Origin of the sequence: Escherichia whittamii (genome assembly GCF_014836715.1) — a bacterium.
Taxonomy (GTDB): Bacteria; Pseudomonadota; Gammaproteobacteria; order Enterobacterales; family Enterobacteriaceae; genus Escherichia; species Escherichia whittamii.
Window position 1 is genome coordinate 1 of the sequence record NZ_JACSQI010000002.1, and the last position, 14,386, is coordinate 14,386.

12 protein-coding genes and 1 pseudogene are annotated in these 14,386 nt (G+C 48.7%); 7 read left to right on the forward strand and 6 right to left on the reverse strand.

Going from position 1 to position 14,386, the window contains the following annotated elements; genetic code table 11:
* A pseudogene (locus tag H9644_RS02760) lies at nucleotides 1-169 on the reverse strand (glutamate decarboxylase); the annotation flags it as partial.
* Between the two features lie 551 nt (nucleotides 170-720).
* Between H9644_RS02760 and H9644_RS02765 the strand changes: the two are divergent.
* Complete coding sequence (locus H9644_RS02765; protein WP_137501938.1) at nucleotides 721-1,272, forward strand: tyrosine-type recombinase/integrase; 552 nt, start codon at nucleotides 721-723, stop codon at nucleotides 1,270-1,272.
* On the opposite strand, the gene H9644_RS02770 is transcribed toward H9644_RS02765, so the two are convergent.
* Nucleotides 1,269-2,111 carry a helix-turn-helix transcriptional regulator gene (locus H9644_RS02770; RefSeq protein WP_191773021.1) on the reverse strand — a complete coding sequence of 281 codons (843 nt, stop codon included), beginning with the start codon at nucleotides 2,109-2,111 and terminating at the stop codon, nucleotides 1,269-1,271. The two genes, H9644_RS02765 and H9644_RS02770, sit on opposite strands and share 4 nt — an antisense overlap.
* 150 nt (nucleotides 2,112-2,261) lie before the next feature.
* On the opposite strand from H9644_RS02770, the gene H9644_RS02775 reads away from it, so the two are divergent.
* The 5 genes from H9644_RS02775 to H9644_RS02795 all read left to right on the forward strand — a co-directional run bounded on the left by H9644_RS02775 (nucleotide 2,262) and on the right by H9644_RS02795 (nucleotide 9,857).
* A complete protein-coding gene (locus H9644_RS02775; RefSeq protein ID WP_191773023.1) occupies nucleotides 2,262-2,924 on the forward strand; it encodes a tyrosine-type DNA invertase in 663 nt (220 codons plus the stop codon).
* Nucleotides 2,925-3,290: 366 nt separating this feature from the next.
* Nucleotides 3,291-3,755, forward strand: coding sequence for a CaiF/GrlA family transcriptional regulator (locus H9644_RS02780; protein ID WP_191773025.1), 465 nt, complete (start codon nucleotides 3,291-3,293; stop codon nucleotides 3,753-3,755).
* Nucleotides 3,752-4,369 carry a LuxR C-terminal-related transcriptional regulator gene (locus tag H9644_RS02785; protein WP_191773028.1) on the forward strand — a complete coding sequence of 206 codons (618 nt, stop codon included), beginning with the start codon at nucleotides 3,752-3,754 and terminating at the stop codon, nucleotides 4,367-4,369. The genes H9644_RS02780 and H9644_RS02785 overlap by 4 nt, the downstream gene beginning before the upstream one ends.
* 321 nt (nucleotides 4,370-4,690) lie before the next feature.
* Entirely contained in the window at nucleotides 4,691-5,911 is a 1,221-nt protein-coding gene (locus H9644_RS02790) for an autotransporter strand-loop-strand O-heptosyltransferase (RefSeq protein WP_191773031.1), read from the forward strand.
* Complete coding sequence (locus H9644_RS02795) at nucleotides 5,904-9,857, forward strand: autotransporter outer membrane beta-barrel domain-containing protein (RefSeq protein WP_191773034.1); 3,954 nt, start codon at nucleotides 5,904-5,906, stop codon at nucleotides 9,855-9,857. The genes H9644_RS02790 and H9644_RS02795 overlap by 8 nt, the downstream gene beginning before the upstream one ends.
* A 70-nt stretch (nucleotides 9,858-9,927) precedes the next feature.
* Here H9644_RS02795 and H9644_RS02800 read toward each other — a convergent pair whose 3' ends face one another.
* Entirely contained in the window at nucleotides 9,928-10,716 is a 789-nt protein-coding gene (locus tag H9644_RS02800; protein WP_105289297.1) for an SDR family oxidoreductase, read from the reverse strand.
* A gap of 148 nt (nucleotides 10,717-10,864) precedes the next feature.
* On the opposite strand from H9644_RS02800, the gene H9644_RS02805 reads away from it, so the two are divergent.
* Nucleotides 10,865-11,758: a LysR family transcriptional regulator gene (locus tag H9644_RS02805; RefSeq protein ID WP_191773039.1), complete on the forward strand. Its 894-nt coding sequence runs from the start codon at nucleotides 10,865-10,867 to the stop codon at nucleotides 11,756-11,758.
* Between the two features lie 130 nt (nucleotides 11,759-11,888).
* Here H9644_RS02805 and H9644_RS02810 read toward each other — a convergent pair whose 3' ends face one another.
* From H9644_RS02810 to H9644_RS02820, 3 genes are all read right to left on the reverse strand, one after another.
* The gene (locus tag H9644_RS02810; RefSeq protein WP_191773042.1) at nucleotides 11,889-12,953 is read right to left on the reverse strand and encodes an alpha/beta hydrolase; all 1,065 of its coding nucleotides are present in this window, start codon (nucleotides 12,951-12,953) and stop codon (nucleotides 11,889-11,891) included.
* Between the two features lie 158 nt (nucleotides 12,954-13,111).
* On the reverse strand, nucleotides 13,112-13,873 hold the full coding sequence (locus H9644_RS02815; RefSeq protein WP_191773045.1) for a carboxymuconolactone decarboxylase family protein: 762 nt from the start codon (nucleotides 13,871-13,873) through the stop codon (nucleotides 13,112-13,114).
* On the reverse strand, nucleotides 13,851-14,330 hold the full coding sequence (locus tag H9644_RS02820) for a (R)-mandelonitrile lyase (RefSeq protein WP_191773048.1): 480 nt from the start codon (nucleotides 14,328-14,330) through the stop codon (nucleotides 13,851-13,853). Before H9644_RS02820 ends, H9644_RS02815 begins: the two co-directional genes overlap by 23 nt.
* Nucleotides 14,331-14,386: the final 56 nt, after the last annotated feature.

Below are 14,386 nucleotides of genomic sequence, written 5' to 3' on the forward strand. Positions count from 1 at the left end.
GAGCGTTACCGTCGAGAAATAATTCATCATTGATAATTTGAAATGCGACATCATCGCGCATTTCATGCAGCGGAAAATGTTTAGATTCAGCGATGGTGGAAATAGATTTTGCACCAAAACGTGAATCAAGTAGTTCCGACCTTAAATCCGTTACTTGCTTCTTATCCATTTCAAACTCCTTAAAATGATTGGATCGCAATAAAAAAGTAGGATTTATCGATAAACTAAGCAAGCTCTAAGGTCTGAGTTTTAAATAAAAAAATCCTAATTTTATTTTGTTTCTTGCAATTATTTAATCATGTTTTTATTATACAAAACAAAGAGATGCAACATGCGTTGCTGATAATATCGAGGTTTTTGGCGTTATTTTAATGTGTTATTTCGTCTGCCGTGATTAGCACGTAAAAATTAGCCAGTAAAATATCATTATTAGTTAGCGGTTAATTTTTAAAACGTCTTTAAAGATTATCGGAAAAATAGTTAATTACCATAACCCCTGCCAACGATGTTGATGGGGTAAGTTATTATTTCGGTAGTAATACTCTGATATAGGTAACCGCGTGAAGGAGTTGTTGCCCTGGATGTAAATATCTTTGGAGGCCAGGGAAGATAACGTCAATACGGCGTTCGGGGAACGTTTACACGCCAACTTCCGAAACTGATAAGTCTTCCTTTTAATTAATAGTGTAAAATTTAGGTATAACTCTGACAGGAGGAAATATGCGTAAATACATCACCAACAGCGAATGGGCGCTTTTTTTTAATGCTATAACGGGTACGCGCAATGAAATCCGTGATAAAGCATTGCTGCAAATAACTTACATTCATGGACTTCGCGTCAGTGAATTGATAGACCTTAGACTGGGAGATTTTGATATGACTGAAAAAATTGTTTTTATTAGGCGGCTGAAAAACGGATTATCAACTTCACATCCATTGCAGCCAGAAACAATAGAACTATTGCAACGCTGGCTTCTTATCAGAAAAAGATACGCTAAAGGTAGTCAGGATGATTATCTTTTTCTGTCAAGCCATGGGAAAAAAATTTCCAGACAATGGATTTATAAACTCTGCGCACGATATAGTCAACGTGCGGGTCTGAGAATTAAGGTGCATCCACACATGTTGCGTCACGCCTGTGGTTATGCTCTTGCTAATCAGGGACTGGATACTCGTCTGATTCAGGATTATCTGGGACACAGGAACATTCATCATACTGTACTGTATACAGCCAGTAATCCTGGTCGTTTTAATCGGGTCTGGCGAAGTTAAATTTTTACGCAAGGAATGAGGAATTGCATATCCATAATATTTTTATTATCTGTTCTGTGAAATAGTGTATATATAGGTCCTCTTTTCATAACACATTTATTAATACACAGCGCACCCATGGCATCATATATATGAAAATCAAAAATCTCTTTGTATGTCCCAGTAAATTCCTGGCTGGCATATAAACCATCAGGAAGAAGCGTCTCTGGCAGGGAAAAACTTTTTATTTCTTTAAAAGTATAAATTAGTTCAGAATCCGTTTCTCTGGAGGGTATCATTTCGCCTGAAATCATAAAGTCAGACATTTCATTAACAGGACCATAAATTGATATTATGGACTCAAAAAGGTTACGGTTATAAATAAAATGATCGCCGCTCTGGGTATGGATAAAGTCCATTCCCAGATTCACAGGCATTTTAAGGTTTGGAACAGAAGGATGATTGCCCTCAGCTATCTCAATCATTCTGAATTTTGTGCACGGTGTGGTTCTGTACAATACGGGCTGGGCATACTGCATATCCCAGGCATCCGCATTGCGATACTGCACTGGTGACACCTTGAACTGTTGCCTGAAAGCACGGGAAAAAGCCTGGGGCGAACTGAACTCATACATTAGTGATATGTCTGTTATCCGGCGACTGGTATGGCGCAAAAGTAAAGCGGCAAGTGTTAGTTTTCTGCGACGTATGTACTGCGCTACACTGATCCCCGTTACATCCTGAAACAGTTTGTACAGCCAGCGTTCTGAATAGCCTGAACGTTCAGCAAGAACTTTTACTGACAGTGGACTGTTCAGATTCCCTTCGATAATTCCCGCCAGTTGCTGGATTAAATTCATTTGATATACCTGTGGGTCCATGCCAGTTGACTGTTCTTAAGAGCAATCGGAGTTTTATTCTGCTTTCCTGACTTTAGCACGTTTAGCCATAGCTTGATGGGGGCATCGTGTCACTCTTGACCGCTCTGTTTCATCTGACCGGAGCTATTAATGTCTTCCCGAAAATTTCTTACTCACCATGAAGTCAGCCTTTTGTTACGGGCGGTGCTGAAGGGGCGCCACCCGGAACGTGATGCCTGCATGATTCTTCTTGCTTTTATCCACGGACTCAGGGTCAGCGAAATGCTTTCGTTACGTCTTGCTGACCTTGAGCTCGAGTCCCGAAAGCTGTGCGTTCGGCGACTGAAAAACGGCTTCAGTACCGTGCATCCCTTACTGACTGAAGAAGTACGATGTATCAGGAACTGGCTCAAAGCCCGGGAAACCATAAAATTGCCTGCAGCAGAAGAAGAGAGGGACTGGCTGTTTATGTCCAGATCAGGGCGTCCGCTTACCCGTCAACGATTTTATAACTTGCTGGCTGAAGCAGGAAGAAATGCCGGGCTGACTGTTGCTGTCCATCCACATATGCTGAGACATGGGTGTGGTTACGCGTTGGCAGATAACGGCATCGATACACGCCTGATTCAGGATTACCTGGGACACCGGAATATCCGGCATACGGTGATTTATACAGCTTCAAATTCGGCCCGCTTTGAACGGTTATGGAAGCCGTCAAAAAGGGCGAAAAAGCAACTTTTTGACCCAAACTGTAAACTGCCTGTATTGCGGTTACAAATGTTAAAAAACACAGGTTATGCAAACAACAATTAATTAAAAATTATTTGATTTAAATCAATAAAATCCCCGTATCAATTCCCTTCTGTAACAATATGGCATTGATGTCTGTCAGTTTTCTGAATTTTCCAAAACTCCATTATCAGTATGAATGGCCAAAAATGCCACATAACTAAGAAAATAAAACCAGGAAAAAGCTACAATTTAGTTTTTTAATCTGTTGTTGTCAAAATGGGTCATTTTGACAACAACAGATCCTCTTCTTGTGCACCTGTATTGCGCGTTACTCAGCACTGATAACCCGACACATGCGGCAACAGATGTTTGTTGTAATTACTGGGGGGAGGGATGTCAGTGCTTCTTAATTCATACTTCTGACGGAGAGATATTCAGGTGGCGGGTATGCCTGAGAGGCGCAGACGAATAAAGAGACATTTTTTCTGTCCTGAGTGTGTTCAGGACATGCAGGCTCGACCACTGTATATCATCGTGACCTTCTGGGGGATGCGAACCGGCAGGTTACTGACAGTTGAGGCGGTCAGCCGGGAGTTTCATATACCCCAGAGAACAGCAAAAAATATTCTGTATTACATTGAGCACGAGGGACGAAACCATATCCGCAGCAGGCGCTTTATACAAAACGAACCGACAACGGGACGAAGACGCGCACTGCGGATCCTGGATATACAGGATCCGCAGGAAATCCCGGCCAGTTCAGGAGCAGAACTGGATGTTCAGTTGGAACCTGTTGCCCCCGCAGCAAAGCAGTCACTCAGGCCACTGACAAAATTTCAGAAACTACGTCAGTGGATGGTATCGAGAAAACAGAATGAACAGGCTCCTCTGGAGCTGACAGAATACGGATGAAACAGATATTTTTGATGAGTCAGTGTCAGTACACCCGCCTCGGGCTTTTTGCAGTGATGGAAAGTGCCGGGCAACATGCTGTTCAGGTTATTTCCGTGGAAACACCGGAGCAGATTGTGTCGCATATTCTGTCTGACAGACACATCCCCGGGAAACAGCGTGTCATTGTGGTAGATCTGACCTGCCATGAGTCATCAGTAACTGTGAGGGCGCTGTGGTTTTTGTGGAATCTGTCAGTCCTTTATTCTGAACGCCACGAACTGAGAGGGACTCCATGCATTTTATTTGGCCATCAGGAAGGGCGGAATAATATCAGATATCCTTTTACCTGGATTTCTCCGTCACAAAATTTCCATCAATTGAAAAATATTTTTCAGCGCATTCTGGCCGTGCCTTCTCGCTATATAAATAGTGGGTATGGATTTCAGCGTTTAAGTGCTAATGAGCGACAGGTGATAAATGCACTTCTTAGTGGGGAAGCTGTAAGTGATATTGCAAAGCGTATGCAGATACATTACAGCAATGTGTGTTACTACCGACAAAAGGCAATATTTAAAATCGGTCTGAGAAACCGGAATGATATTGCATGGATTATGAACGGGAAGTTTTTGTAAGCACTGTAATGGTACGTACTGACCGGATACACTTCCGAAATTGATAAGTCTTTCCGCACGTAAACTGTAAACTAACTCCTGCGCGTAGCCGGAAGTCATGCAGAGAGCATTTCATCGGCAACGACTAAAGTCGTTATAACTATAATGGAATGCGCGATGTGTGACATCGTGAGAATGTAATATGTGAGCTCCTCTCTGCTATTACAGAAGAATATCAGAACCGTGCGATGGGTGTTACTCATCATAAGAAAGATACTTCAGTTATATTTTTAGCGTACTCATCGTGCTTTTCAACGCTTATATATTTTTGAAGGTAAAAATATGTCAACGCTGAAGAATACATTTTTTATCCCTCCACCTGATACGCCGACGCAGGCAGGGCCTGAAAATATTTTTTATGACTTTAATGATGGTGCACGTGTATTGCTTCCTGAAGGGAAATGGCACGTGCGTTTGCTGGATGCAGATTCAGAAAATATTCTTTTTTGCTGCGATGTGGATAAAGGCTGGGTAACCAGCAGTAAGAAATATTTTGTGCGCTTTCGTATTCAGGTATTCCGTCAGGGGGAAGAAACGCCCCTGCTGGATGAAACCCTGAAATTAAAAGACCGGCCTGTACTAATTTCATTCCCGACCGGGACGCTGGGCGATTTGCTCGGGTGGTTTCCTTATGCGGAACGCTTCCAGTCCCTGCATAAGTGCCGTCTGGAATGCACGATGGCGCAGGACATTATTGATCTGCTGGCGCCTCAGTATCCGCAGATACAGTTTTCCACGCCGGATAAGCCGCGCACTGTAGCGCCTTATGCCACCTATCGTGTGGGGCTCTATTTCGGTGGCGATACAAACAATCAGCCTGTGGATTTCCGCAAGGTCGGTTTCCACCGCTCTGCGGGCTACATTCTGGGCGTTGACCCGCGTGAAGCCCCCGTCCGGCTTGACCTGTCTGCGCCCCGGGTTATCCAGGAGCCTTATGTGTGCATCGCAACGCAGTCCACCTGTCAGGCGAAATACTGGAACAACGGCACCGGCTGGAGTGAGGTTATCGCACACCTGAAATCACTGGGTTACCGGGTGCTGTGCATTGACCGGGATGCCCACTATGGCCAGGGCTTTGTCTGGAATCACATCCCGTGGGGCGCAGAGGACTTTACCGGCAAGCTTCCGCTGCAGGAGAGGGTGAACCTACTGCGGCATGCCAGATTCTTCATTGGCCTGCCAAGCGGTCTGTCATGGCTGGCATGGGCTACCGGCATTCCGGTGGTGCTGATAAGCGGCTTCAGCCTGCCCAACAGTGAGTTTTATACCCCGTGGCGGGTATTCAACTCCCATGGCTGTTATGGGTGCTGGGACGATACATCGCTGAATTTTGACCACCACGATTTTCTGTGGTGCCCGAGACATAAAAACACTGACCGGCAATTTGAATGTACTCGGCTGATAACTGGCGCTCAGGTCAATGGCGTCATCAATAAACTTCACCGTTCTTTAACTGAACAGGGTGTTGAGGACACTCTGGAGAAAGGAGTAAGCAATGAATAAGGTTTATAACACTGTCTGGAATGAATCCACCGGGATGTGGGTGGTCACTTCAGAACTGACCCGTAAAGGAGGTCAGCGCCCCCGGCAAATCAAGCGTAGCGTGCTGGCAGGGCTGATTGCCGGTTTGCTTTTGCCGTCACAGCCTGTACTGGCGGCAGCCTATGACAATCAGACAATTGGAAGTGGTGGGCACCAGTCCCTGTATGTAGGTGACACTGCTACCAACACCACCATTAACGATGGTGGGTATCAATCTGTTTACGACGGTGGCAGTGCAACGAGCACCACCATTAACGATGGTGGGATGCAATCTGTTTACGACGGTGCCAGTGCAACGAGCACCACCATTAACGATGGTGGGATTCAATCTGTTTACGACGGTGCCAGTGCAACGAGCACCACCATTAACGATGGTGGGAAGCAATATGTTTACGACGGTGCCAGTGTAACGAGCACCACCATTAACGATGGTGGGATGCAATCTGTTTACGACGGTGCCAGTGTAACGAGCACCACCATTAACGATGGTGGGAAGCAATATGTTTACGACGGTGTCAGTGTAACGAGCACCACCATTAACGATGGTGGGATGCAATCTGTTTACGACGGTGCCAGTGTAACGAACACCATCATTAACAGTGATGGTTTACTGGTGGTGTACTCTGGAGGAAGTGCTGTTGCAATTACTCAGAACAGCGGCGGCGCCATTAGCACTAATACCGACTCTTTCATGAATGGCACCAACGCTAAGGGCAGCTTCAGTATTGCCGGCGGAAGTGCCAGCAATATGTTGCTTGAGAATGGTGGTTCTCTCGCTGTACTCAATGGGCATCAGGTCAAAGATACCACTATTAACAGTGGTGGAAATGTGATGGTCGAGGGCATCGCTACTGACACAACCATTAACAGCGATGGCTTACTGCATGTATCCAGCGGCGGTAGTGTCACTGGCACCATCGTTAATAACGGTGGCCGCGAGAATATCAATTCAGACGGCAGTGCTACGAGCACTACCATTAACGATGGTGGGATGCAATATGTTTACGACGGTGCCAGTGTAACGAGCACCATCATTAACAGTGATGGTTTACTGGTGGTGTACTCTGGAGGAAGTGCTGTTGCAATTACTCAGAACAGCGGCGGCGCCATTAGCACTAATACCGACTCTTTCATGAATGGCACCAACGCTAAGGGCAGCTTCAGTATTGCCGGCGGAAGTGCCAGCAATATGTTGCTTGAGAATGGTGGTTCTCTCGCTGTACTCAATGGGCATCAGGTCAAAGATACCACTATTAACAGTGGTGGAAATGTGATGGTCGAGGGCATCGCTACTGACACAACCATTAACAGCGATGGCTTACTGCATGTATCCAGCGGCGGTAGTGTCACTGGCACCATCGTTAATAACGGTGGCCGCGAGAATATCAATTCAGACGGCAGTGCTACGAGCACTACCCTTAATAGTGGTGGTATCCAGGCAGTCTCCAGCGGCGGTGTTGCTACGAGCACCCTCGTTAACAACGGAGGGAGCCAATATGTCTACAGCGGCGGCAATGCGTTGAACGCCTCTGTTAATGACGGTGGGCGTCAGTTTGTCTCCAAAGGCGGTATCGCCATTGCTACTTCTATTAATAGCGGCGGTCGCCAGTATGTCCGTATCGGCGGCAGTGCCACGGACACCGTAATTAACAATACTGGGCGCCAGTTTATCTCCAGCGGCGGCAGTACCACTAACACTACAATTAATTCCGGTGGGGGGCAGTATCTCTACGCCGGAAATGCCACGAAAACTACAGTTAACAACGGCGGACGCCAGTACGTCTCCAGTGGCGGCAGTGCCACTGACACAATCGTTAACAGTGGTGGACGTCAACATGTTTACATCGACGGTAATGTCACAGAAACGACTATTACAAGCGGCGGCATGCTGCAGGTTGAGGCCGGTGGTTCAGCCTCTAAGGTTACCCAGAACATTGGCGGGGCAGTAGTCACCAATACCAGTGCATTCCTGAGTGGTATCAACGATAAAGGCAGTTTCAGTATCGCTGGCGGCAGTGCAGCCAATATGCTGCTGGAAAACGGCGGATACCTGACGGTGTTTGACGGTCATCAGGCCAGCGATACGATGGTTGGCAGTGACGGTACGCTGGATGTCCGCAGCGGCGGTGTGCTCTTTGGCACCACCACCTTGACTGATAAAGGGACGCTCGTCGGTGACGTTGTCACAAATGAAGGGGACCTGTATTTCCTCAACAACAGTGCTGCGACTTTCGCAGGCACCCTGACGGGGACCGGTACCCTGACGCAGGAAGGCGGTAGTACCCGTTTCAGCGGCCTGTTGTCTCAGGACGGTGGGATTTTCCTTAAGAGTGGCGGGGCCATGACGATGGACGCCCTTCAGGCGAACGCTAATGTGACGACACAGTCAGGCACCACCCTGACACTGGATAACGGGACCATCCTGACGGGGAACGTTGCGGGAGACAACACCGGTGCAGGTGACATGGCGGTTAAAGGTGCTTCTGTCTGGCATCTCGATGGTGACTCCACTGTCGGCGCATTAACGCTGGATAACGGGACCGTTGATTTCCGTCCGTCAGCAACCACGCGTCTGACGCCAGCCTTCCAGGCGGTGTCGCTGGCGCTCGGGAGCCTGTCGGGTAGCGGGACGTTCCGGATGAACACGGATATCGCATCACATACCGGAGATATGCTGAATGTCGCGGGCAATGCCAGCGGTAACTTTGTGCTGGATATCAAAAACACCGGTCTGGAGCCAGTATCTGCAGGTGCGCCGCTTCAGGTGGTGCAAACCGGTGGCGGTGATGCTGCGTTTACCCTGAAAGGCGGGAAAGTCGATGCCGGTACCTGGGAATACGGCCTGAGCAAGGAAAATACCAACTGGTATCTGAAGGTTAATACTCCGCCTCCGGTTACTCCGCCGACTAACCCGGATGCAGGTAACCCAGGTACAGGTAACCCTGACGCAGGTAAGCCAGATGCAGGTACATCGTCGTCTCCGGTGCGTCGCACAACAAAATCGGCCGACGCAGTACTGGGCATGGCGACAGCACCGGCATACGTCTTCAACAGCGAGCTGGATAATCTGCGTTTCCGTCATGGTGATGTGATGCAGAATACCCGTGCACCAGGGGGCGTATGGGGCCGTTATACCGGGTCAGACAACCGCATCAGCGGCGGGGCCAGCTCGGGCTATACCCTGACTCAGAACGGTTTCGAAACCGGCGCCGATATGGTCTTTGACCTGAGTGACAGCAGTTTAGCTGTAGGTACTTTCTTCTCTTACAGCGACAACAGCATTAAACATGCCCGTGGAGGAAAGAGTAAAGTCGACAGCACCGGTGGTGGTCTGTACGCGACCTGGTTTGATAATGACGGCTACTACGTGGACGGTGTGCTGAAATACAACCGTTTTAATAATGAGCTTCGTACCTGGATGAGTGACGGTACGGCGGTGAAGGGCGATTACAGCCAGAACGGTTTCGGCGGTAGCCTCGAAGCGGGCAGAACCTTCAGTCTGAATGAGAATGCATGGGCGCAGCCATACGTGCGGACAACGGCGTTCAGGGCGGATGAGAAGGATATTCACCTGAATAACGGTATGAAGGCCAAAGTCGGTGCGACCAAATCCCTGCAGGCTGAGGCTGGCGTGAAGCTGGGGATGACCCTGGACGTTGCAGGAAAAGAGGTCAAACCGTATCTGTCGGCGGCGGTAAGTCATGAATTTTCGGACAACAACAAAGTCCGAATCAATGACACCTACGGCTTCAGGAACGACATCTCCGGGACGACCGGTAAATACGGACTGGGCGTCAGTGCGCAACTGACCCCAAATGCTGGCGTCTGGGCTGAAGCTCGTTATGAAAACGGTAAGCAGACCGAGTCTCCGGTCACGGGCAGTGTCGGGTTCCGTTTTAATTTCTGAACCATGCTCTGAACACAGCAGGGATTAAACCATGCGCTGCGAGCGGAACTTGAAAGACTTCCGCCCGCGTTTAAATACTATTTGGTAATTTTTTCGAATACAGATTCAGGTCGTTAATAATGCATTCCGGTTCTTCAGTAAGGGGCATATTGTTTATATCGAAAACCCCATCATTTTTTTGGGGATTATCACTTTGCAACTCTGCAAACAGAGGGGTGAGATCCTGCTGTGCTTCTCCTCGCTCTGCGACCAGTTCGAACGTTTTATTTTTTGCCGCATCGTTGCTAAGGGCCGTTACCAGTACCCGGGCGATTTGTTCCCGGGAGATAACACCATCTTCCGGTGTTCCCGCATGGCGTCTGTCTCCCTGAAGCATAATGATTCTGTGCTCATCATCATTGTTGTAATCAAACCAGCCGGGTCTGACGATAGTGTAGGTATGCCCACTGGCTCTGACCAGGCGTTCAGCTCGTCTTTTCCAGTCATGAACTTCAGTACGTTGATTCCAGCTACTGAGACGCTCAGTAACGCCAATTGTTGTCATCAGGGCGATGCGAACAGGTGTATCCATGAATCTTCGCAAAATGTTACGTACACCGCCGTAATCTATCGCTCTGGCACCAATGCGTCCCTGACCATCGGAACCGAGTGTAAAAATGATGGCATCAATGTCTTTCGGTAAATCGGTGAGTGTTTCAGGCATTGAGACATCGCCGTAAAAAATATCAGTCCCACGAGGGAGCAATTTTACTTTGCGCCGATTTCTGACCAGAGCCACGGGCTGATGGCCCATTGCAATAGCAGTATTCACAACATGAATGCCAATGCTTCCTGTCGCTCCTGCAACGAGTATTTTCATGATAAACCTTCTGATAATTCAGACTTATTTTCGATACAGCCAGAATATCAATTATCATTATTGTCAGTAATGGGGCTAAAATGATTGTGTCTATGAACACCCTTCATGAGTGCGTTTTGAAGGGAATGCTTCCATAAGGAAATCGCCAATGCTCAAAGAAAACTTCAACGAACTGCAAATCTTTCTTGTGGTGGCAAGGGAGCGAAGTTTTACCAAAGCAGCGGGCAAACTCGGTGTTTCTCAGTCTGCTCTCAGCCATGCGATTAAGGCCCTGGAGGAAAGGCTAAATATCCGCCTCTTAACCCGAACGACCCGTAGCGTGGCCCCGACGGAAGCAGGGGAGAGAATAATTGCCTGTCTTGAGCCTCGTATTGACGAGCTTGAACAGGAGCTGGAATCACTTATCCAACTGAATGGCACACCTTCCGGGAATATTCGTTTATCAGCCGGGGAACATGCTGCGCGCAGTCTGGTCTGGCCGAAGCTAAAACCGTTCCTCAGGGAATATCCCGAAATCAATGTCGAACTGGTGGTGGATAACGGTTTTGTCGATATTGTTGAAGGCCGCTTTGATGCCGGGATCCGTCTGGGTGAAAGTGTGGATAAGGATATGATTGCAGTGCGGATTGGGCCAGATATGCGGATGGCCGTGGTGGGGGCACCGTCTTATTTCGCTACAACCCCTGCGCCTGGAACGCCTCACGAACTACAAAATCATCGCTGCATCAATATGCGTCTGCCAACTGCCGGTGGACTTTATCACTGGGAGTTTGAGCGAGAAGGGAAACCGTTACGGGTCAGAGTTGATGGTCAGCTGACGTTTAATTTGCTGCCAGAAAGAATTGATGCAGCATTATCAGGATTTGGGATCGCCTGTGTTCCCGAAAACGCGGTTCAGGATCATATAAAGTCAGGCGAGCTTATTCAGGTTTTACAGGAGTGGTGTCCAACTTTTCCCGGATATTACCTTTACTATCCAAGCCGTAAGCAGCATCCGCCAGCTTTTGCGCTGTTGATCGATGCACTTCGCTATTCAGAGTAACGGAGCCGCATTTTACTGTGGCTCCGTTTGAGCATTAACGGCCTACGCGAGCCTGATAGCTAAACAATACGATGAACGCCCACTGAAGGTAGGCGCTCTATTAAACGGTTAAGGTGATCTTCTAAAATAGCTATTGCAGATTTTTCTCTTTCAAAAACCGACTCACCAAATCAGCGATCTGCACATTATTCAGGTCGGAGAACGGGAAGTGGGTATTACCTCTGATTCCAGCCTCAGGCAGATGCGTCACCGTCACATCCCCGCCATGCATGTTAACCACGTCACGCCACTTACGCGCCATTGCCAGGCGTACTCGCCAGCTGTCCTGGGCTGGCATGGCTACAGGCTTATCCGGTATGTTATCGCCGTAAATAATCAAAATCGGGATTTTAGTCAGCGCCATAAACTGTTCCATTGGCACGGATTCCCCCTTCAGCGTGTCGAACGCACTTGGCATAGGGGCAGGGAGTTCTTTTTCCGGGAACACAAAACCGCTACCAGGCTCGAAGGCGACAATGGCTTTGACCTTGTTGTTTTTCATCGCGGTATACCAGCCTGGTCCACCACCCTGAGAGTGAGTAAAGAGAATTGCCGGGCCTGATTTATCCACTACGGCAGACATCGCATCAGAAATGACATTGACATCAAACGGCCCTGTATTCGGAGTCATCTGGCGGAAATACTGATTTAGTGCCTCTTTGTCGTGGGGAAACTGGACGCCTTTAAAATACTCTGGCCAGACGCCAACACGGAACTGGTTAAACCACATCTGCTCATCTGGTTTTGGTGTAACCGTACCTTCTACAGTGGTACGTCCGGCATCACCCCGACGCGGCTGATCGACAATATACGTGGAGAATCCGCGGCGCAGGAATATGTTCTGGAATCCTTCACGACCATCCGGCGTACTTTCCCAGGTGCGGGAAGACTGGCCTGCGCCATGCAGCATAACTATGGAATATTTATGCGGATTTTCCGGTATTTGATAGAACACCGACGCATGATCGCCATGATAAGTTTGACCTGCTGAGTCCAACGGCTTTTTCGCGTCAAATGTTCCCGGTGCGGTGATGATGGTACCCCCGGCAGAAAAACTTCCTTGCTCCCGAATGACCAATGGTTCGGCGTATACCGACTGCGCCGCCAGGCCACCTGCCATCATGCAGATGGCCAGCATTTTTAAGACCGTTTTCAAGATTACATCCTCTGTTATGGTTGCCGTTTAATCATATCTGAGTTGCCAGCGTTAATTATTTCGCCCCCTTGATTGCCTTTATTTGGCGGATTCATAAATGCGGAGGATGAATCACGTATGTGCTCTGATCGGGGGGAGAGTCTGCATGAAGTCCGTCTCTATTTGTTCGCAAGCGCTTTTTGCAATGCCTCTTCAGCCCTTATAGCTGCATCATTGTCGCCATGTTCACGCAGAACCTGTGCCAACTGTCGTAACTGTGCTGCCGTCAGACCGACTCGCATACTTGCTCGCGTATGTGACAGTAACTGGGCTTCAACGCCTGGCGTGGCTGCTAATGCGCCAACTGTTGCCAGTTCACGGCTTTGCCAGTCGAGGTTATCGCGAGCGAAAATATCGCCGAACAGATGTGTTTGCAGGAATTGATTTATCGTTGGCGCAAAATCAAACAGTGGCCCCTGAACAGGCGCGCCTGAAATTTTCGTCTGGTTTGCGGTACCGACACGGCGAAGCTCATCCCCGACGGGAATCGGGGCGATCGGCGATTTCCCTTCAATGTCTTCGATGCCACGTTGTTTACGTGTTTCGACGACTTTCATCAGCTCATTCAGTGCATTCAGGCTGCGGGGGAATCCCGTATAGGCATAGAGCTGGATGAGAATTTCTTTAGCTTCGTTTATCGTGAGTCCTGCATCAAGTCCCTGATTAATCGCTGTATTCAGCTTATCCATCTGACTGCTGGCCATTGATACGGCAATCAACGGAATAGCCTGCTGGCGAGCTGACAGTGTATCCGAAACCGTGTATTCATGATTCATTTCGGTGACTCCTTTATTAATGAGCGCAGCATTTGCGGTAAGCGCAAAGCCAAAGGTTAGCAGCACGGCTGCCGTTAATATCCTAATGGGCGGGGTATTGTTCATCTGTCACTAACTCCTTCCAGTTAACGCTTTTGCCATCCACCACGCCGGTTATTGCCAGATGTGTCATCGCACTACCGGGAGCCGCCCCATGCCAGTGTTTGATGTCCGCCGGACAAGAGACAACATCGCCAGCACGGATCACCTGTACCGGCTGGCCTTCTTGTTGGGTAAGTCCAACACCAGAGGTCACTATCAGCCGCTGACCTGCCGGATGCGTATGCCAGGCGGAGCGGGCACCTGGTTCAAAGGTGACATAAGCCGCGGAAACATGGATGTCGTTGTCAGCGCTGAACAGCGGATCAACCCGGACACGACCGGTAAAGTTCTCCGCCGAGCCATACACCGCCGTCTGGCTTCCGGCAGGAGCGATATGGACAGCGGAATTTTGCTCCGCAGCCCAGGATGAAGTTGTGAAGAGAGGCAGTAGTAGCCCGAGATAACGTAACTGTCTGATCATACAAAGCGTCCTTATCTACGGTGATGGGAGGGGATGCCATGATTCTAATCAGCGTG

Excerpts from the sequence above, each read along its gene's own strand:
- H9644_RS02765 (WP_137501938.1), top strand. The coding sequence starts at position 721 with ATGCGTAAATACATCACCAACAGCGAATGGGCGCTTTTTTTTAATGCT.
- H9644_RS02770 (WP_191773021.1), bottom strand. The coding sequence starts at position 2,111 with ATGAATTTAATCCAGCAACTGGCGGGAATTATCGAAGGGAATCTGAAC.
- H9644_RS02775 (WP_191773023.1), top strand. The coding sequence starts at position 2,262 with ATGTCTTCCCGAAAATTTCTTACTCACCATGAAGTCAGCCTTTTGTTA.
- H9644_RS02780 (WP_191773025.1), top strand. The coding sequence starts at position 3,291 with ATGCCTGAGAGGCGCAGACGAATAAAGAGACATTTTTTCTGTCCTGAG.
- H9644_RS02785 (WP_191773028.1), top strand. The coding sequence starts at position 3,752 with ATGAAACAGATATTTTTGATGAGTCAGTGTCAGTACACCCGCCTCGGG.
- H9644_RS02790 (WP_191773031.1), top strand. The coding sequence starts at position 4,691 with ATGTCAACGCTGAAGAATACATTTTTTATCCCTCCACCTGATACGCCG.
- H9644_RS02795 (WP_191773034.1), top strand. The coding sequence starts at position 5,904 with ATGAATAAGGTTTATAACACTGTCTGGAATGAATCCACCGGGATGTGG.
- H9644_RS02800 (WP_105289297.1), bottom strand. The coding sequence starts at position 10,716 with ATGAAAATACTCGTTGCAGGAGCGACAGGAAGCATTGGCATTCATGTT.
- H9644_RS02805 (WP_191773039.1), top strand. The coding sequence starts at position 10,865 with ATGCTCAAAGAAAACTTCAACGAACTGCAAATCTTTCTTGTGGTGGCA.
- H9644_RS02815 (WP_191773045.1), bottom strand. The coding sequence starts at position 13,873 with ATGAACAATACCCCGCCCATTAGGATATTAACGGCAGCCGTGCTGCTA.
- H9644_RS02820 (WP_191773048.1), bottom strand. The coding sequence starts at position 14,330 with ATGATCAGACAGTTACGTTATCTCGGGCTACTACTGCCTCTCTTCACA.